This window comes from Saccharospirillum sp. (assembly GCF_040881935.1).
Classification (GTDB): domain Bacteria; phylum Pseudomonadota; class Gammaproteobacteria; order Pseudomonadales; family Natronospirillaceae; genus Saccharospirillum.
This window is the reverse complement of the sequence record NZ_JBBECH010000082.1, coordinates 1-16,990: the sequence shown is the minus strand read 5'-3', so window position 1 is coordinate 16,990 and position 16,990 is coordinate 1. Positions and strand designations below refer to the sequence as shown.

General features: G+C 57.8%; 13 protein-coding genes and 5 tRNA genes. 8 read left to right on the top strand and 10 right to left on the bottom strand.

Translation table 11 applies throughout. The annotated features are described in order from the left end of the window. Positions 1–16: 16 nt before the first annotated feature. The 7 genes from WEB54_RS15115 to ttcA all read left to right on the top strand — a co-directional run bounded on the left by WEB54_RS15115 (position 17) and on the right by ttcA (position 6,134). Entirely contained in the window at positions 17–523 is a 507-nt protein-coding gene (locus WEB54_RS15115; protein WP_368054877.1) for a FixH family protein, read from the top strand. Next, positions 520–2,931, top strand: coding sequence for a heavy metal translocating P-type ATPase (locus tag WEB54_RS15110; protein ID WP_368054875.1), 2,412 nt, complete (start codon positions 520–522; stop codon positions 2,929–2,931). The genes WEB54_RS15115 and WEB54_RS15110 overlap by 4 nt, the downstream gene beginning before the upstream one ends. 35 nt (positions 2,932–2,966) lie before the next feature. Next, positions 2,967–3,209 carry a cbb3-type cytochrome oxidase assembly protein CcoS gene (ccoS, locus tag WEB54_RS15105; RefSeq protein WP_368054873.1) on the top strand — a complete coding sequence of 81 codons (243 nt, stop codon included), beginning with the start codon at positions 2,967–2,969 and terminating at the stop codon, positions 3,207–3,209. Next, entirely contained in the window at positions 3,206–3,850 is a 645-nt protein-coding gene (locus WEB54_RS15100; RefSeq protein ID WP_368054871.1) for a sulfite exporter TauE/SafE family protein, read from the top strand. Before ccoS ends, WEB54_RS15100 begins: the two co-directional genes overlap by 4 nt. A 22-nt stretch (positions 3,851–3,872) precedes the next feature. Continuing rightward, complete coding sequence (locus WEB54_RS15095) at positions 3,873–4,463, top strand: gamma-glutamylcyclotransferase family protein (protein WP_368056564.1); 591 nt, start codon at positions 3,873–3,875, stop codon at positions 4,461–4,463. Positions 4,464–4,521: 58 nt separating this feature from the next. Then, entirely contained in the window at positions 4,522–5,064 is a 543-nt protein-coding gene (locus WEB54_RS15090) for an adenine phosphoribosyltransferase (protein WP_368056562.1), read from the top strand. Between the two features lie 113 nt (positions 5,065–5,177). Continuing rightward, entirely contained in the window at positions 5,178–6,134 is a 957-nt protein-coding gene (ttcA, locus tag WEB54_RS15085) for a tRNA 2-thiocytidine(32) synthetase TtcA (protein WP_368056560.1), read from the top strand. A gap of 138 nt (positions 6,135–6,272) precedes the next feature. Here ttcA and nudC read toward each other — a convergent pair whose 3' ends face one another. Next, a complete protein-coding gene (gene nudC, locus WEB54_RS15080) occupies positions 6,273–7,088 on the bottom strand; it encodes an NAD(+) diphosphatase (protein WP_368054863.1) in 816 nt (271 codons plus the stop codon). A gap of 43 nt (positions 7,089–7,131) precedes the next feature. Beyond that, positions 7,132–9,789: a GNAT family N-acetyltransferase gene (locus WEB54_RS15075; RefSeq protein ID WP_368056558.1), complete on the bottom strand. Its 2,658-nt coding sequence runs from the start codon at positions 9,787–9,789 to the stop codon at positions 7,132–7,134. Between the two features lie 95 nt (positions 9,790–9,884). On the opposite strand from WEB54_RS15075, the gene WEB54_RS15070 reads away from it, so the two are divergent. After that, on the top strand, positions 9,885–10,823 hold the full coding sequence (locus tag WEB54_RS15070; protein ID WP_368054859.1) for a histone deacetylase family protein: 939 nt from the start codon (positions 9,885–9,887) through the stop codon (positions 10,821–10,823). A 277-nt stretch (positions 10,824–11,100) separates the two neighbouring features. On the opposite strand, the gene ylqF is transcribed toward WEB54_RS15070, so the two are convergent. The 8 genes from ylqF to WEB54_RS15030 all read right to left on the bottom strand — a co-directional run bounded on the left by ylqF (position 11,101) and on the right by WEB54_RS15030 (position 16,988). Next, positions 11,101–11,973: a ribosome biogenesis GTPase YlqF gene (gene ylqF, locus WEB54_RS15065; RefSeq protein ID WP_368054495.1), complete on the bottom strand. Its 873-nt coding sequence runs from the start codon at positions 11,971–11,973 to the stop codon at positions 11,101–11,103. A gap of 215 nt (positions 11,974–12,188) precedes the next feature. Beyond that, on the bottom strand, positions 12,189–13,607 hold the full coding sequence (locus WEB54_RS15060; protein ID WP_368054497.1) for a hypothetical protein: 1,419 nt from the start codon (positions 13,605–13,607) through the stop codon (positions 12,189–12,191). Between the two features lie 350 nt (positions 13,608–13,957). After that, positions 13,958–15,976, bottom strand: coding sequence for an FAD-dependent oxidoreductase (locus WEB54_RS15055; RefSeq protein ID WP_368054499.1), 2,019 nt, complete (start codon positions 15,974–15,976; stop codon positions 13,958–13,960). Positions 15,977–16,267: 291 nt separating this feature from the next. Beyond that, positions 16,268–16,344 (bottom strand) — tRNA-Asp (locus WEB54_RS15050). 7 nt (positions 16,345–16,351) lie between these two features. After that, positions 16,352–16,427 (bottom strand) — tRNA-Val (locus tag WEB54_RS15045). 161 nt (positions 16,428–16,588) lie between these two features. Then, a tRNA-Asp gene (locus WEB54_RS15040) sits at positions 16,589–16,665 on the bottom strand. A gap of 7 nt (positions 16,666–16,672) precedes the next feature. Further along, positions 16,673–16,748 (bottom strand) — tRNA-Val (locus tag WEB54_RS15035). 163 nt (positions 16,749–16,911) lie between these two features. Further along, a tRNA-Asp gene (locus WEB54_RS15030) sits at positions 16,912–16,988 on the bottom strand. Positions 16,989–16,990: the final 2 nt, after the last annotated feature.

Below are 16,990 nucleotides of genomic sequence, written 5' to 3'. Positions count from 1 at the left end.
TTTTTGGAGAACATGTGTGAACCAAACCACGATAACCCCCTGGTACCGGCAATTCTGGCCCTGGCTGGTGTTCAGCCCGATGCTGTTCGTCGTGCCCGCCGGCATCTGGATGATTTACATCTCGGTGGTAACCAGCGACGGGTCAGTGACCGACAATGTGTATAAAGACGGTCGCAGCTATGTGGTCAGTACTGAAGCGGACGATCTGGCCATGGAACTGCAGCTGGAGGCCCAGATGCAGATGATCGGCGACCGCGTTAGCCTGCGCCTGAATGGCAACCTCGAGTCTGCCCCGCAGGCGCTGTCATTGCTATTTGTCTTCGATGCCCACGCGCAACGCGATGTAGAAGTCGAACTGAGCCGGACACCGGATGGACGCTTCACCGGTCAATTGCCCGAGGCCATCGAAGGCGAGCGCTCACTGTTATTGCAGCCTTTGGACAGTGAACCCAACTGGCGGCTGCATGGCGGCATCACGCTACCCGATAGCACCATCCAGACCTTGCAACCCAGGGTGCGATGAACCCCGATTGCTTCCACTGTGGTTTGCCGGTGCACGATGACCGCTACTGCCTACCCGTCGCCGGCCAGTCACAACATTTTTGTTGTGTGGGGTGCCTGGCCGCCGCCCAGACCATTATCGACAACGGCCTGGAAGCCTATTACCGCTTTCACGATCCGAATCAGACCCCGGCCGCACCACCGGTCTCGGATACCGAACGCGAGAGGCTTCTGCTGTACGACCGGCCGGATGTCCAGGGGGATTTTGTCAGCCGACCGGACGATGGCCAGCTTACCGCGACCCTGATGATCGAAGGCGTCAGCTGTTCAGCCTGCAGTTGGTTGATCGAAAAGCACCTGGCGCAGCTTCCTGGTGTGTCCCAGGCTCGCTTTAACCAGACCAATCATCGCTGTCAGGTAACCTGGGATCCCGCACGACAACCGCTGAGTGGTATCTTCCTGGCCTTATTTGGGCTGGGTTATCGCGCCCACCCCTACCGCCCGGATCAGGAAGAGCGCCTGCGTCAGAAATCCCAGCGCCAGTATGTCTTGCGCCTGGGCATTGCCGGCATTGGCATGATGCAGGCGATGATGAACGCCGTAGCCATTTACAGCGGCAGTATGACCGGGAACACAGAACTGCTGGTCCGCTGGGCCAGTTTGGTGCTGACCATTCCTGTGGTGGTTATTGCGGCTGGCCCGTTTTTTACATCAGCCTGGCGCAGTCTAAAGGCGCGGCATCTGTCGATGGACGTGTCGGTGGCCCTGGCCATCGGTTCGGCGTTCATCGCCAGCCTGTGGGCCACCCTGAGCGGCGGTGGTGAGGTATATTTTGAATCGGTCAATATGTTTACGTTCTTCCTGGTGCTGGGTCGTTTTCTGGAATTTCGCGCTCGCACCTCGGTTTACGCCAGCGGCAATGCGTTGGCCAGCCACCTGCCTGCCACCTGCCAGGTTTGGCGAGACGGGCAATGGCAGCGTCTGGCGTTGCGCGACATTCAGGCCGGAGAACGCATCCTGATTCAGGCTGGTGAGTTGTGCCCGGTCGACGGCACCGTCCTGACCGGTCGCAGTGAATTTGACGAATCCCGGCTGACCGGTGAGTTTGCGCCTCGCGCCAAAGCGCCGGGAAATGCCGTTCTTGCTGGCACCCTGAATCAAAGCCAGGCGGTCGAAATCGAGGTTGAACGCACCGGCCAGGACAGCTCAGCGTCGAGCCTGATGCAATTACTGGAAAGGGCTGCCAGTGAAAAACCCCGCCTGGCTGAACTGGCTGACCGGGGAGCCCACCATTTTGCTGGCTCCACCTTGCTGATTACCGTCATCATCGGTCTGGTCTGGCTCTGGGTTGAGCCGGACCGGGCGTTCTGGGTGGTCATCAGCGTCCTGGTCGTGACCTGCCCCTGTGCACTGAGCCTTGCCACGCCGACGGTCTTGGCGCAGGCGACCAACAGCCTGCGCCAACGCGGGCTGATCATCACCCGCGGTCACACCCTGGACCGGTTGGGCTCGGTAACCGATCTGGCGTTTGATAAAACCGGTACCCTGACCGAAGGCCGGTTTATGTTGACCGGCGTCCACCTGGAGGCAGAAGCCGAACGTCTTGGGTTCGCCGAAGCCGACCTGATCGCCGTTGCAGTTGAACTCGAACGCACCAGTGAGCACCCCATTGCCCGGGCTTTCAGGCAGGCCCGGCAGCCCGGCACCCCGGCGCATGAACTGCACGATCACCAGCGTCACCCTGCGGAAGGCCTGTCTGGGCATGATGAGTCTGGCCTGTGGCGTCTTGGCCATTGGGCCTTCGCCTGCGAATCACCCTCAGCGCCCCCGGTCAAGCAGCCCGGTGACGTCTGGCTTAGCTTGAACGGCGTGCCTCTGGCCGCTTTTTCCCTCAACGACGATCTGCGCAGCAGCGCCCTACCCGCATTACACGCCCTTGAAACGCTCGGCGTCCGCTGCCATATCCTGACCGGTGACCCCAACGGCGCGCTGGACCCCAGACTCCAGTACCTGAGCCAACAAGGCCGATTTCACTATGGACTCAGCGCGGCGCAAAAACTGGCATGGGTTAACCAGCAAACCAGCCAGGGGGCCCGGGTGGCGGTAATTGGCGACGGCATTAACGATGCTCCGGTACTGGCGGGTGCGCCGGTGTCGGTCGCCATGGCCTCCGGGACCGATCTTGCCAAACAGGCCGCCGACGCTCTGCTGCTGAACGAAAACCTGTCGACCCTGGCCCTCGCCATTCAAGCGGCCCGTAAAACCCGAAGGGTCATCTGGCAGAACCTGATCTGGGCCTTGCTGTACAATGGCCTTGCCTTGCCGCTGGCCGCCCTGGGTTGGGTGGCACCCTGGCAAGCGGCCATTGGCATGTCGCTGAGTTCATTGCTGGTTGTGGGCAATGCCCTGCGCCTGCGTCGGCTGTCCTGAACGGACCGGTAAACCCCCTCTAACGGAGCACAATCATGGATATTCTATTGCTGTTGATTCCGGTGAGCCTGCTGCTACTGCTGGTGGGTGGTGGCCTGTTTTGGTGGACGGTCAACAGCGGTCAATATGACGACCTGGACAGCCCGGCACGCCGCATTTTGTTTGATGATGACAGCGACATGGTGCCTGACAAGGCTCGTCGTTCCGACGTGAACAAAGAGAAAGCCATGGCTAGCAAAGCAAGCACCACCAACCACCAGGAATTTTCCGATACATGATGGTCGATGCTCTGTCCGCTCTGTTAATCGGTATTATCTCAGCGGGCCACTGCCTGGGCATGTGCGGTGGTCTGACCGTGGCATTCGGGGTCAACAGCAAAGGCACCGCGGTACTGGCAGCCTACAACCTGGGTCGCGTTACCACCTACACCGGTCTTGGATTTGTGATCGGGGCAGGCCTGTCCTGGCTGCCGGTCAGTTCCGTTCCGGTATTGCGGTTAATTGCCGCCGCGCTGCTGGTGCTGATAGCGCTTTACTACCTGAACATAGCGGCCTGGATTACCCGCGTGGAACAGCTGGCGCTGCCATTGTGGCGACGCCTGCAACCCCTGGCCCGGCGCTGGTTACCGGTCACCCGGGTTCGCCAGGCCTATCCGCTGGGACTGGTCTGGGGGTTTCTGCCCTGCGGGTTGGTCTATTCGGCACTGGGCTTTGCGGCGACGGCAGCTAACCCCTGGGTCAGCGCCGGGCTGATGCTTTGCTTTGGACTCGGCACCCTGCCTGCCATGATGCTGACGGGTGCTGCGGCTAGACCGTTTCAACGCGGCCTGAATAAGCCCTGGGTACGTCGGCTGCTCGGCGGCAGCCTGCTGGCCTTTGCCGCCTGGCTTGCATTTCAGGCCATCTCTATGAGCCACTAACTGAGCTACTGGGAGGACCACCATGCAGTACATCTTTGGCTACGGCAGTCTAATCTGTGCCGACAACCGCAGCCGGACCGGCGTCAGTAGCCAGGCCTATGCCGTCGACGTCAGCGGTATTGCACGACGCTGGTCGGTTCCGGTGCCTGATTACGGCGCCACCGCACTGGGCGCACACCAGGATGACCAGGCCCGTTGCAATGGGGTCGTTTTTGCCGTTGATGACGACAACCTGGTTCGTTTTGATCAGCGTGAACGGGGCTACGACCGTATTCGCATCGATTGGAGCCAGGTCGAGAATCTTGGCGATACCCCCCTGCCGGCACATCGGCCATTGTGGGCCTATGTAGGCACCCAGGCGGATGATCCGATACCCGAGCGCCCCATCCTGCAAACTTATCTCGATGTCATTCTGAACGGATGTCTGGCGATCAGCCCGGACTTTGCAGAACGGTTCATTGCCTCCACAACACCCTGGCAACATCTGCGCGACGATCGCCAGGCACCAGGCTATCCGCGCGCCCTGTCAGACCACAGCCGACACCCGGACATTGATGCCTTGCTGCATCGCACCTTGCCAGAGCTGGTCAGGGCCCGGCGCGGAGTCTGCTAAACTCATTGTTGACGAGTTGCCAGACGGCCTGTTTGCAAACCGACCCGGAGAATCGACGATGCGTTTTGACCAGATTACCCTGAAAAACCGAATCAAGAGCTACCCGGACTGGCCCGAAGCCGGTATCACCTTTCGCGACCTGACCCCACTGTTCAATGACAACCGTGCGCTGCATCTGTGCGCCCACGCCTTTGTCGAGCGGTACCTTGAGGCAGGCATCACCCACGTCGCCGCACTGGAAGCCCGGGGGTTTATCCTCGGCAGCATCATAGCCTACCAGCTGAACCTGCCCATTATTCTGATTCGCAAGGGCGGTAAACTGCCTGGGCCAGTGGCCCGGGAGTACTTTTCCCTGCCTCACGGTGAACGTAGCCTGGAAATGCAAAAAAGCAGCTGTGGTGATGGTGACCGGGTGCTGATTTTTGACGACCTGATTGCAACCGGCGGTTCGGTACTCGCCGCCTCAACGCTGATTCAGAGCCAGGGCGCCGGCGTGGTCGAAGCGGCCGCCGTGGTAGACCTGCCCGATATGGGCGGTATCGAGGTGTTGGGTGAAGCTGGTATTCCCACCTTTACGCTACTGGCCTACGAGGGCAAATGATCACAGTGGCTGTTTTTTGATCCTTTTTCACCGCAAAGCTTGTTCCAGGCAGGCGTAGGTGGTAGAACACGCGCCCACATTGTCGCCACAGCTACACAGGTATGGATTCAGGCATGACCCTCACGTCTACACACTCGACATCAGCCGCCGACATCGACACGGATCAGGCTCCGGACTCACCGGCCGTGACCGCCGAGAAGAAGGCCAAAACTGAGTTCAACAAGGTGCAGAAACGGCTGCGCCGGGAAACCGGCCGCGCCATCGCCGACTTCAATATGATTGAAGAAGGTGACAAGGTCATGGTGTGCCTCTCGGGCGGAAAAGACTCCTACACCATGCTTGAGATCCTGATCAGCCTGCAGCGCAGCGCTCCAGTACATTTCGAGCTGGTCGCGGTCAACCTGGACCAGAAGCAACCGGGCTTCCCCGAGGACATTCTGCCCAACTACCTGAAACAGCAGGGCGTACCGTTCCACATTCTAGAGCGCGATACCTACAGCATCGTGCAGGAGATGGTACCCGAAGGTAAGACAACCTGCGGTATCTGCTCGCGTCTGCGTCGCGGCACCATCTACGCCTTTGCCGACCAGATCGGGGCCACCAAGGTCGCCATGGGCCACCACCGTGACGACATCATGGAAACCCTGTTTCTGAACATGTTCCACGGCGGCAAACTTAAAGCGATGCCACCCAAATTGCTAAGCGACAGTGCCACCAACGTGCTGATTCGTCCGCTGGCGTATTGCCGGGAGTCGGATATCGAACGCTATGCGGCGTTCAAGCATTTCCCAATCATCCCCTGCAATCTTTGCGGTTCCCAGGAGAATCTGCAGCGCCAGGCCATCAAGGCGATGCTGCGGGGCTGGGAGAAGCAGTTTCCGGGGCGCGTGGAGAATATATTTCGGGCCATTCAGAACGTGGCACCTTCGCAATTGGCCGACCGTTCGCTGCACGATTTTGTCTCACTCCAGGCGACCGGCATCCCACTGGCACCGGTCAGTGACAGCGGCGAGTTCAGCCCAATGGCACAAACCTCCGTTAATACCTGGGTTCCCGACGTCGAACGCTGAAACCAGCGCCCGGGCGCCCGGTGCAAAAAGGTGACTTTCTGTTTCATCAGGGTGATGCCTTTCACTCCATCTTTGCGGTGCGAACCGGCGCCATCAAAACCTAGTGCACTAGGACTACGCCCAACCTCAGTCGCAGGGCTACACCGTACCGGCCTGCCTGGCCTGGCGGTAGCGATTAATCAGCCACCCGGCGATTGAAAAACCGGGGGGTACTGTTGGCAATGCCTCCAGTGAAAACCAGCCAGCATCGGCAATTTCATTTTCCTGGAGCCGAATGTCACCACCGGCGTAATCCGCCCAGTAACCCAACATCAACTGATGCGGAAATGGCCAGGTCTGGCTACCCTGATAGCGCAGATTGGTCACCTCAACACCGACCTCTTCCCGTACCTCGCGGTGCACCGCCTGTTCAGCCGACTCTCCGGTTTCTATGAAGCCAGCCAGTGTGCTGTACCAGCCACGAGATCGATTACGCACGCCCTGTGCCAGCAAGACGTCTGACCCCCGGGTAATCAGCACAATGATGCAGGGGCTCACCCGCGGGTAAAATCTCAATCGACAGGGCTCACACACCATGGCTGGCTCTCCGGCCAATGCCTGAGTGGGCTGGCCACATTGACCACAAAACCGGTGCTGGCGTCGCCAGTCGAGCAGCCCCCGGGCACGGGCGGCCAGCATAAAGGCGGTTTCACTGACGGTCGCCACGTCACGCAGTGCTTGTGTACTCACACGGCTGTGTGACCGTAATCGGGCTGTGTAGTAGCCGTGACCGTCAAGCAGGCCAACAAACTCTTCCTGATGCCAGTCGAGCTGACATTCCCGACGCTGATGAATATGGCTGTCGCCGTTCAACACCAGTTCATCACCCAGCCACAGCATCAGGCGATCGGTAGGCGCCGGAGCCGGCGCTATGCCGGGCAGTTCTATGCTGTGCTGACCCAGTTCGTATAGCACTTATTTGCCTCTGTTGTTACGTTAACCCGAACAGCTCAAAGCATCAGCTCTGAGCAACAGGTGTATTCAAAGTTAATATCAACCGGACCGTACCGTCCTGCTCATGGTGAGCCTTAAAGCCGAACCGGCGCCCGAGCATCAACATGGGGGTATTCTCGGGCAGAACATCCGCAACGACCCTGGCCACCTTCTGTACGGCGGCATAATCCAGCGTTTTTTGCATTAGCCGACTCCCCAGGCCTGTTCCCTGAAACGCAGACTCGACCATGATGGCAAACTCCATTTCATTGGTGTTTACGTCGGTCCACAACCGCATTTCACCCACTATGGTTCGCTTCGATAACGCCACAAACACCATCTCACGCCGGTAATCGATCTGGCACAGCGTTGCCAGTTCACGATGCTCAAAGTGCAAACGGCTGCCAAAAAAACGCAAGCGCAGCGATTCGGCATCAAAGCGGCCATAAAAGGTTTTTAATTGGGGCTCATCCTCACCGCGAATAGGTCTCAGAGTAACAGACTGATCGTTGCCCAGGGTAACGGTCTCAATCAGCTCACTCGGGTAGGGATTCAACGCGGGGCGCTGTGGCTCGCCGATGCACGCGGCAACGCCAATAACCAGCAGACCCTCACCGGGTTGCAACAGAACATTGGCTTCCAGCCCGGCCAGTTGCGGCCAGTCGATGACCATCTGCGACATCGCTTTGAGGGCCCGCACTAACTGGGTCACATCCTGTTCCAGGTCTTCACTGCGTTCGGCCAGTACCTGATAGCCGTGTGAGCGCATAATCATCTGCCGGGCCAGCGAACTGTTCAGTGGGGGTAAGGCCACCTGCCGGTCGGCCAGCATATCGGCCCGGGAACCGCCCTCACCGAATACGATCAGCGGGCCGTAATCATCATCGCGGGTCATGCCCAGGCTGAATTGAAGATGATCTATTTTGCGCCGCATCGGCTGTACACCCCAACCCAGAGTGCGGCTGTTCGGAAACTGCTCGGCTTTCTCGGCAGCCAGCAACTGCCTCGCTTCACGTAACGCCGCCTCATCGGCCAATTCAATACGTACACCGCGCCAGCGTTCGGCAGGCGCTTCGTTATAGGCGAAGGGGTAGCAATAAGCTTCGTGCACCAAACGCAGCGAGGCTGGAAAGTAGCGTGGTGTCAGGCGTTGCACCACCTGGTCGAAGTCGACACCAAAGGTGCTGTCCACCAGAGTAAAACCGTAGAGCCGCATCAGCGCCCGCGCTTCAGCCCAGGTAAAGTAGCGCCGGTTCTGGTCATCAATCTGCCGGAACAGATCCTGACCCTGTTGACGATCCGGGGTGAACCCCAGTGATGTAGAGCTTGGCGTTTCACGCAGTCGCTCCTGCGCCAGTTCATGACGGGCTACGGTAAAAAAGGCCTCTACTGCATCGTTCGGTGAATCAAAATTCAGCAATCCGGATTTGTCGAATTGCTTGCGCGCCTCGACGATGCTGACGCCGCCCATAAAACAGGTCAGAAACATGCGCCGACTGCGTTTGATGTAGGGCTGCAGGTGCCGGGCCACCTCCGTACTGTCCGAGCGCCGATTCGGGCTGTGAATGACCAGAATGCCGCCGATCGCCGGATCCCGCTCAAGCACTTTCAATACATCCAGATAAGCCTGCCCGGTCGCTTCCGGTGGCAGTATGGCCGGGTTATACCCGGTCTCCTCAGCATACCAAAGGGTCGGTAATCGGGTTTTATGGTCCTCAATGTGGGCCAATTCGCCACCCAGCGCCTGCAATTGCTGACTGGCCAGCATTGCCGTGCCCAGGCCATTACTGACAATGGCCAGGTTCGCCCGGTGCAGCGGTCGCGCCCGGGACAACACTTCCAGGCCGCTGAACAAACCATCGGCGCTATCTACCTGCAGCACACCGGCGCGGTTGAAATACTCATCATCCACCGGCCGTCGGTCTACAAGACCCGGAGGCACGCTCCGCCGGGCCTGAGTGCGGATCGCCAGTACCTTCTTGGAGCGGGCAGCGGCGCGCAGGGCAATCAACAGCCGGTTGGCATCGCGAATGTGTTCCAGATGAATCAGGATGGATCGGACCCGACGATCGGTCGACAAATGATCGACGATGTCGGAAATGCGCAGATCGGCACTCGACCCCACCGTCAAAAAATGGGAGAAGCCAATACCCCGGGCTCCGGCCCAATCTAGCAAGGCTGAGCCCAGCGACGACGAATGCCCAACATAAGCCGACTGACCCGGCAGCGCATTCAGGTGGGCAAAGCTGGCATTGAGGTGTTCATCGGGCACCAGAATGCCCAGACAATTTGGGCCCAGAATGCGAATGTTCAATTCGCGGGCCAAACTCAGAATCCGGTCGTTACGAGCCGTTCCCAGTGCCTGCCGACGAGACAAGCCACCCGTCAAAATGATAGCCGCCCGAATACCAACCCGGCCCAACTGGCGCAACACTCTCATCAGCGATTCGGGAGGCAGGCAAATAACCGCCAGATCGACCGGGTCGCGAATTTCGCGCACATAACGAAACGCCGGATAACCAAAAACGGAGGCATACCCCTTGGTATTCACCGCATACAGCGGGTGTGGGTACTGACTCTCGCGAAGATTCTGCATGACCACCGCGCCCATGCTGCCCTCCCGCTCCGAGGCCCCGATGACGGCGATGCTTTTGGGTTGAAAGAAATTGCTCAGGTCAGGCATGCTACCACCAAAGTAGAAGGGGTTTGGGCGGGGTACACGGTGGCCCCTCGCCTAATGTAGTCGTATACTGCCTTGCCTTTCAACGGTGATGCCTGATGATTCCAACAGCCTTACTCCATCACGCGGTTTACCACCTGCACGATATGGGAAACGACCACCCCGAGTCACCCCAGCGCCTGGACGCCATCCTCAATCAACTGGAAGCGAGTGGATTAAACCAACAGTTAATCCAACGGGAAGCCCCTCTGGCGAGCAAAGAGGCCGTGCTGCGGGTACATCACCCGATCTACGTCGAACAACTGGACCGGATCAGCCCGTCACACGGTCTGATTCAGGCCGACCCGGATACACTGATGGGCCCCTATACCTGGGAAGCCAGCTACCGCGCAGCCGGTGCCGGTATTCAGGCCGTCGATGACATCATGGCCGGGCGATACCAGAGAGCCTTCTGTGCCGTGCGCCCACCCGGTCACCATGCAGAACCCGCCGCCACCATGGGGTTCTGCTTTTTCAATAACATTGCTGTCGCAGCGCAACATGCGCGCCAGCACCACGGTCTGAAGCGCGTAGCCATTATCGATTTCGATGTGCATCAGTGCAACGGTACCATCGAAGCCTTTGCCGACGAACCCGATGTGCTGGTGTGCAGCAGCTTTCAACACCCCTTCTACCCCAATACCCACTGGGAAAGTGAACACCCACACATAATTCTGACGCCTCAGGTCGCCTTCGCCACCATCGATGATGTAAAAGAAGACTGGGAGTCACGCTGGAAGCCCGCACTCCTGGCTCACAAACCCGAGATGATCTTTATTTCAGCCGGGTTCGATGCCCATACGCTTGACCCCATGGGTCAGCTGAACTGGCAGACTGAAGATTACTACTGGATTACCCGGGTGATCATGGACCAGGCCGAACAGCTCTGCTCGGGCCGTGTCGTATCAATGTTGGAAGGTGGCTATCACCTCAAAGCCCTGGCTGCTTCAGCGGAGCAGCATATCCGGGCGATGATGGGCCTAGGCGCAAGAGACTGACTGGTTCATTCAGGTTTTGGTGTTCGTTACCAAACTGAGTGACAGGTGTCGGGTATGCCGATCCGGGGAAGTCCGCAGCAGGGACTAAAACGCCAGGAGCGTTTTAGCATGAGCGCAGCGAGCCCGAAGGGTGAATCCCATGGATGGGATTCATATTATGCGGTCTAGGCCCCATGGACGGGTTTACGCCGACCCCGGAGCGGCAAACCCGGTACCTGTCACGCACTCCAGGCAATACAATGAAACTGAACACCAAAACCTGAATGAACCAAAGGGTTCAAATCGCGTGCGGGTCCACATCCAGCTCACGGTAAGGCACTTCCCGGTCGGGCTCTTCCAGGCTGATGCGTCCGAGCACACCACTGCGCATTTCTTTCAGAATAATCTCGCTGACTTTATGCCAGTCGACTTCGCGGCCTTTGATGCAGGCTCGTTTGCGGGCGATGGCTTCCATGCAATCCATGGCACCATCAGGGATGCTCTCTAACTTGTATCGTTCGATCAGCCGTTCGGGATAGCGTTGCATCAGGTAATCGACCGCGAACAGGGCGATGTCTTCATATTCAACCGCAGTGTCACGAATCGCCCCGGAGGCTGCCAGACGATAGCCGCCGACCTCGGAGTCCGGTGACGGCCACATGATCCCCGGGGTATCCATCAGGGTGAAATCATCGGCGATCTGAATGCGCTGCTGACGGCGGGTTACCGCTGGTTCATCACCGACTTTGGCGATGCGACGCCCTACCAGGCCGTTGATCAGGGTCGATTTACCGACATTGGGAATGCCGACCACCACCGCGCGCACCGGTTTGCCAATACCGCCACGGTAAGGCGCCAGCTTGCGGCACAGGTCGGGAATTCGGGCGAGCTGACGACGATCGGTCATTACAATGGGCAGGACGGTCATGTTGACGTCATCACTGTAGTAGCGGCGCCAGGCCTCGGTCACGTCCGGGTCGGCCAGGTCGTCCTTGCTGAGCAGGCGTACCACGGGTTTATCACCGCGTGCCTTGGCGATCACCGGGTTCATGCTCGATTTTGGCAAGCGAGCGTCCAACACTTCGATGACCACATCGATGGCGGGCATGATTTCTTTGATTTGTCGCCGGGCCTTGTTCATATGCCCCGGAAACCAGTTGATTTTAGCCATCGAGCCCGTTACCTGCTGTCCAAAAACGCGCAGTGTATCACAGCACTGTCAAGCTGCGCCGTCCCTGTAGGCCACCGGTGTGCAAACGGTCGCCACGAATGTTGAACACCTGCGGCGAAGTCGACCAGGGGATTCGGTCGACCTGCAATTGCCCGGGGCCTTTGGCAGACGTTTATCGTCGAGCAAGGTACTGTTTTCAGAGTCGGAAAGTTGGCTCAACTGGATTTACGCAACGCCGTCACGTTACCGGACACCACCCGATGGCGGGAACAGAAGTTATGGGTGCCCGGTCCGAAGTCACTGGGTTGATCAACCCGCTTCACAGGCACACCGCATTCGTTACATTCCGGGTTGTCATAATGAATCAGCCAGGCCTTGTACTGCTCCAGTGTCACACCGCACTTCTGAGCGGCAAACTCCATAGGCCGTTCCAGGTAATCAGCCAGTTGCCGGGACGGCATGCTGATGTGGCCCGCCCCTGGGTGGTAGGCTACAAAGACCAGATCCAGACCATCCAGACGGTCGAGCAGATCGTCGTTGATGTCTTCGCTTTGCTCGAACTCACTGACCTGTTCGGTCAGCGCCTGAATTCTGGCTTCAGCCTTGCGCAGCGCCTCTTTCTGTTCATCAATCTCGAAATTCTGTTCAGTCAGTGATTCTTTCAGCGCGACGACCTTGCCTTGCTCATTTGCAGTCGAAGACTGCTGTGAATGCAACGCAGCCAGGTGTTCGACTTTCAGCTCATCATGCCGTTCTCTCAAGGTGTCGAACTGCTCCTGTAGCACCAGATTATCCCGTTCCAGTTTACGGAAACTGCTCTGGAGTTTATCGCCCAGTACGCTGGACTGATTAGTCTGCTGCTCCAGCTCCTGAATGCGATTGCGGTAGGTCTGTGCTTCATTGCGCATGGCCCGCTTGACCTGTTCAACCTCTTCCTTGTGCTGTTCTTCCAGACCATGGATTCTCTGTTTTTGGCGCCGCGTCAGCAAAGCCAGCTTTTCCTGGTAGTCGCGGGCCTGTTTGGCCAGTTCCGCTTTCAGATCGGCTTCGCTGTAACCGGTTAATGCCCGGGATTCCACCTGATTGGAAATGATCGGCAGATTGTCAAAGTCGCCGACATCGTCCACCTGTTCGCTAATGGTAGGTGGGTCAACCGGCACCCTGGCAGTGGGCGGCGCCTGCTGTTCTTCGGTAATGATCCCGAGTTTATTGCGCTTTACCGACTCGTGAATCAGCTGAAAATGGTTCAGGCCATCGCGAATCTTCGGTTCCCAGAGCTCGCGCTGATGCCAGGAAACCGAGCACTGGCTTCTGCAAGCCAAACGAATCGGACCCTGGCCGAGGTTTGGCCCTGACCCTGCGGTATCGGCCAGATGACGCAGAGGAATATTCCAGTCCTGGTCGGCAAAACCACGATCATCGAATTCAATTAAAAACAAAACAACGCTGTGCACTTCGAGATTTGGGGTGATTTTAAGATAGGCAGCCTGAACCTCGCGCGACGACAAACCGGTCATACCGACGACACCATCCAGCACGGCCTCGAACTCGGTGTAACGCATTTCTTTGGTGATGCCTTTGCGCCCAAAGAAAAAGACCGCTTCGATCAGTTCTTTGCTGTTGCGATATGCCATACCTTACCTCTATCCAATATCCAACCCCACACCATCCAAACGCAGCTCGAATGTTAGTTCGGCCGCCATCAAAAGACCCCGCCTCCCGGGCGGGCCTGCACTGAGACTCAGAGTAGCACCCTGCCAAGCATACTTGATTTCAAAGAGTGACCCCAGGCGCACAAGTCTACGCCCTGACCGTCACTATAAGTGTGACCTGATCGTCAAATGGATGGCTCAGGAGAAGGCAAATCGTTAGAGTGTGACCGGTGTTGTGGAAGAAATGTCGATTCGACGGGGTTCTCGGAGGCGTATGTTAGCCGGGATAGACGTGAAACACTGGAAGAAGGTTCACGCCCATATGGATTATATTAAAGCGAAGCCGCCAGCTCCGACCCTTGCCGGATAGCCCGCTTGGCGTCGAGCTCACCGGCCTGCATTGCGCCCCCGACCCGATGAGCCTCGATGCCGCGCTGTGTGAGTGCGTCGAACAGATCCAGACGCGACTCCTGACCGGCACAAATAACCACCTGATCCACCGGCAAACACTGATATTCGCCATCAACCAAAAGATGCATTCCTTCGTCATCGATGCGCTGATAATCAACACCGGTAACAAAATGAACCCCTTTTGCCTTCAGCGTTGCCCGATGAACCCAGCCTGTTGTCTTGCCCAGGTTCTTGCCCATCTTGCTGGCTTTGCGCTGCAGCAACCAGACTTCTCTTGGGCTGGGCTCCGGTTGTGCAGCCACCAGGCCGCCGCGACCTGACACGGTGAGATCAACACCCCATTCGCGAGCAAACGCATCAATATTCAAGCTCGGTGACTGACTGCCGTGTATCAAAACCTCACTGACGTCAAAACCAATACCACCGGCGCCCACCACAGCAACACGCTTCCCTGGAGCTACTGCCCCGCTGACCAGATCGGTATAGGACACCACCATGGGGTGATCGATACCGGCAATGTCCGGCGTACGCGGTACGATCCCGGTGGCGATCACGACGTCGTCGAAATCAGTCAGGTCGGCCTCGGTGACCCGCTTACCCAGTTTAAGTACCACCTGATTGCGCTCCAGCTGGACCCGGAAATAGCGCAAGGTTTCATAGAACTCTTCTTTTCCGGGAATCCGTTTCGCAAGGTTAAACTGCCCGCCGATGTCGTCATGTTCATCAAACAGGGTGACTTGATGGCCCCTTTGTGCAGCGACCGTCGCCGTCGCCAGACCACCCGGGCCCGCGCCGACAACGGCAACCCGACGAACCTGGGTGACCGGCCGGTAATTCAACTCGGTCTCACGACAGGCTCGTGGATTTACCAGGCAGGAGGTCAGTTTCATCTCAAAAATATGATCAAGACAGGCCTGGTTACAGGCAATACAGGTGTTGATCGCCTCGGCATCACCCTGCTCTGCCTTGTTAACAAACTCCGAGTCTGCCAGAAACGGACGAGCCATGGAGACCATATCGGCCTGGCCAGAGGCAACGATGGTCTCGGCAACGTCAGGCGTATTAATTCGGTTGCAGGCTACTACGGGAATGCTAACTTCTTCGCGAATGCGCTGCGTCACCCGTGCGAAGGCGGCCCGTGGTACAGAGGTTACAATGGTGGGCACCCGGGCTTCATGCCAGCCGATGCCGGTGTTGAGCAGGTTAACACCCACCGCTTGCAGTCGTTTGGCCTGGAGAACAATCTCATCCCAGGTGTTGCCGTCTTCAACCAGATCGATCATCGACAGCCGGTAAATTATCAGGAAATCGTCACCGCATTCGTCCCGCACAGTCTGGACGATGCGTTCAGCCAGGGTGATTCGGTGCTCTATATCGCCACCCCACTCATCGTCACGATGATTGGTGCGCGGCGCAGTAAACTGATTGATCAGGTAACCCTCAGACCCCATGACCTCGACTCCATCGTAGCCAGCCTGCTGCGCCAGGCGGGCACAACGGGCGAAGTCAGCAATGGTTTGTTCAATGTCTTCAGGTGTCAGCTCACGCGGTTTGAACGGATTGATTGGGGCCTGCAAAGGTGAGGCAGATACGTTAGTCGGAACATAGGCATAACGACCGGTGTGCAGAATTTGCAGACAAATGCGGCCGCCCTCCTCCTGCACGGCACGGGTAATCTGTCGGTGCGATGCTACTTCATCTTCACTGGTCAGCTTGGCCGCGCCCGGGTAGGTTACCCCTTCATCGTTGGGCGCGATGCCACCGGTTACAATCAGTGCCACACCACCACGGGCGCGCTCGGCATAAAACGCCGCCATGCGTTCAAAGCCCTGCTTCGCCTCTTCCAAACCGGTGTGCATCGATCCCATCAGGAACCGATTTTTGAGCGTAAACGGGCCTACATCCAAAGGCGTGAACAGCGCGGGGTATGTCTGAGTCATGGCGAAACCTATCATCCGTTTCAAACGATCGTTTTAATCGAGTTATAGCACCATAGCCATTACGATGAGTCAAGCAGGATTGATCCAGCAGAGGCAGTGCCGAACTGAAAGCGCAAAAAGACACTAGAATTATTAACGAAGATAGGCGGAATGGACGTGATGTGACAGGGCTGGCATTGCAGCTCGCAACCAGAGTCTTAGCTTAAAATGGGGGAAATAAATAGAGGAACAGACGAGACGCGACCGGGCAGTGCTCCAGCTAGAGACCAGAGTCTTACCTTTGGAATTTAATGGCGGAACGGACGAGACTCGAACTCGCGACCCCCGGCGTGACAGGCCGGTATTCTAACCAACTGAACTACCGCTCCACGGTATTGGTGGGTGTGAACGGGATCGAACCGCTGACCCTCGCCTTGTAAGGGCGATGCTCTCCCAGCTGAGCTACACACCCAGATAAAACCGGATACAATGCCTCCCGGCCACAACATTAGTTGGTGAGCCTATGGCACTTCGTGCCCCAGCTGCACCCTTCGGGCCTAAAAGCTACACACCCAGATAAACATGGATACAAAGCCTCCCGGCTATAAAAACAATGCTTTCCTGGTAAGGAAATGGCGGAACGGACGGGACTCGAACCCGCGACCCCCGGCGTGACAGGCCGGTATTCTAACCAACTGAACTACCGCTCCACGGTATTGGTGGGTGTGAACGGGATCGAACCGCTGACCCTCGCCTTGTAAGGGCGATGCTCTCCCAGCTGAGCTACACACCCAGATAAAACCGGATACAATGCCTCCCGGCCCACCACTCAATCAGGTTAGTCCAAGTCACTTCGTGACCCAGCTGCACCCTTCGGGCATAAAAGCTACACACCCAAATAAAACTGGATACAAAGCCTCCCGGCATTTTAAAAATACACTTCTCGAAACAAGTAATGGCGGAACGGACGAGACTCGAACTCGCGACCCCCGGCGTGACAGGCCGGTATTCTAACCAACTGAACTACCGCTCCAC

Excerpts from the sequence above, each read along its gene's own strand:
- WEB54_RS15075 (WP_368056558.1), bottom strand. The coding sequence starts at position 9,789 with ATGCCTGACCTGAGCAATTTCTTTCAACCCAAAAGCATCGCCGTCATC.
- WEB54_RS15070 (WP_368054859.1), top strand. The coding sequence starts at position 9,885 with ATGATTCCAACAGCCTTACTCCATCACGCGGTTTACCACCTGCACGAT.
- ccoS (WP_368054873.1), top strand. The coding sequence starts at position 2,967 with ATGGATATTCTATTGCTGTTGATTCCGGTGAGCCTGCTGCTACTGCTG.
- WEB54_RS15095 (WP_368056564.1), top strand. The coding sequence starts at position 3,873 with ATGCAGTACATCTTTGGCTACGGCAGTCTAATCTGTGCCGACAACCGC.
- ttcA (WP_368056560.1), top strand. The coding sequence starts at position 5,178 with ATGACCCTCACGTCTACACACTCGACATCAGCCGCCGACATCGACACG.
- WEB54_RS15090 (WP_368056562.1), top strand. The coding sequence starts at position 4,522 with ATGCGTTTTGACCAGATTACCCTGAAAAACCGAATCAAGAGCTACCCG.
- WEB54_RS15110 (WP_368054875.1), top strand. The coding sequence starts at position 520 with ATGAACCCCGATTGCTTCCACTGTGGTTTGCCGGTGCACGATGACCGC.
- WEB54_RS15100 (WP_368054871.1), top strand. The coding sequence starts at position 3,206 with ATGATGGTCGATGCTCTGTCCGCTCTGTTAATCGGTATTATCTCAGCG.
- WEB54_RS15055 (WP_368054499.1), bottom strand. The coding sequence starts at position 15,976 with ATGACTCAGACATACCCCGCGCTGTTCACGCCTTTGGATGTAGGCCCG.
- WEB54_RS15060 (WP_368054497.1), bottom strand. The coding sequence starts at position 13,607 with ATGGCATATCGCAACAGCAAAGAACTGATCGAAGCGGTCTTTTTCTTT.
- ylqF (WP_368054495.1), bottom strand. The coding sequence starts at position 11,973 with ATGGCTAAAATCAACTGGTTTCCGGGGCATATGAACAAGGCCCGGCGA.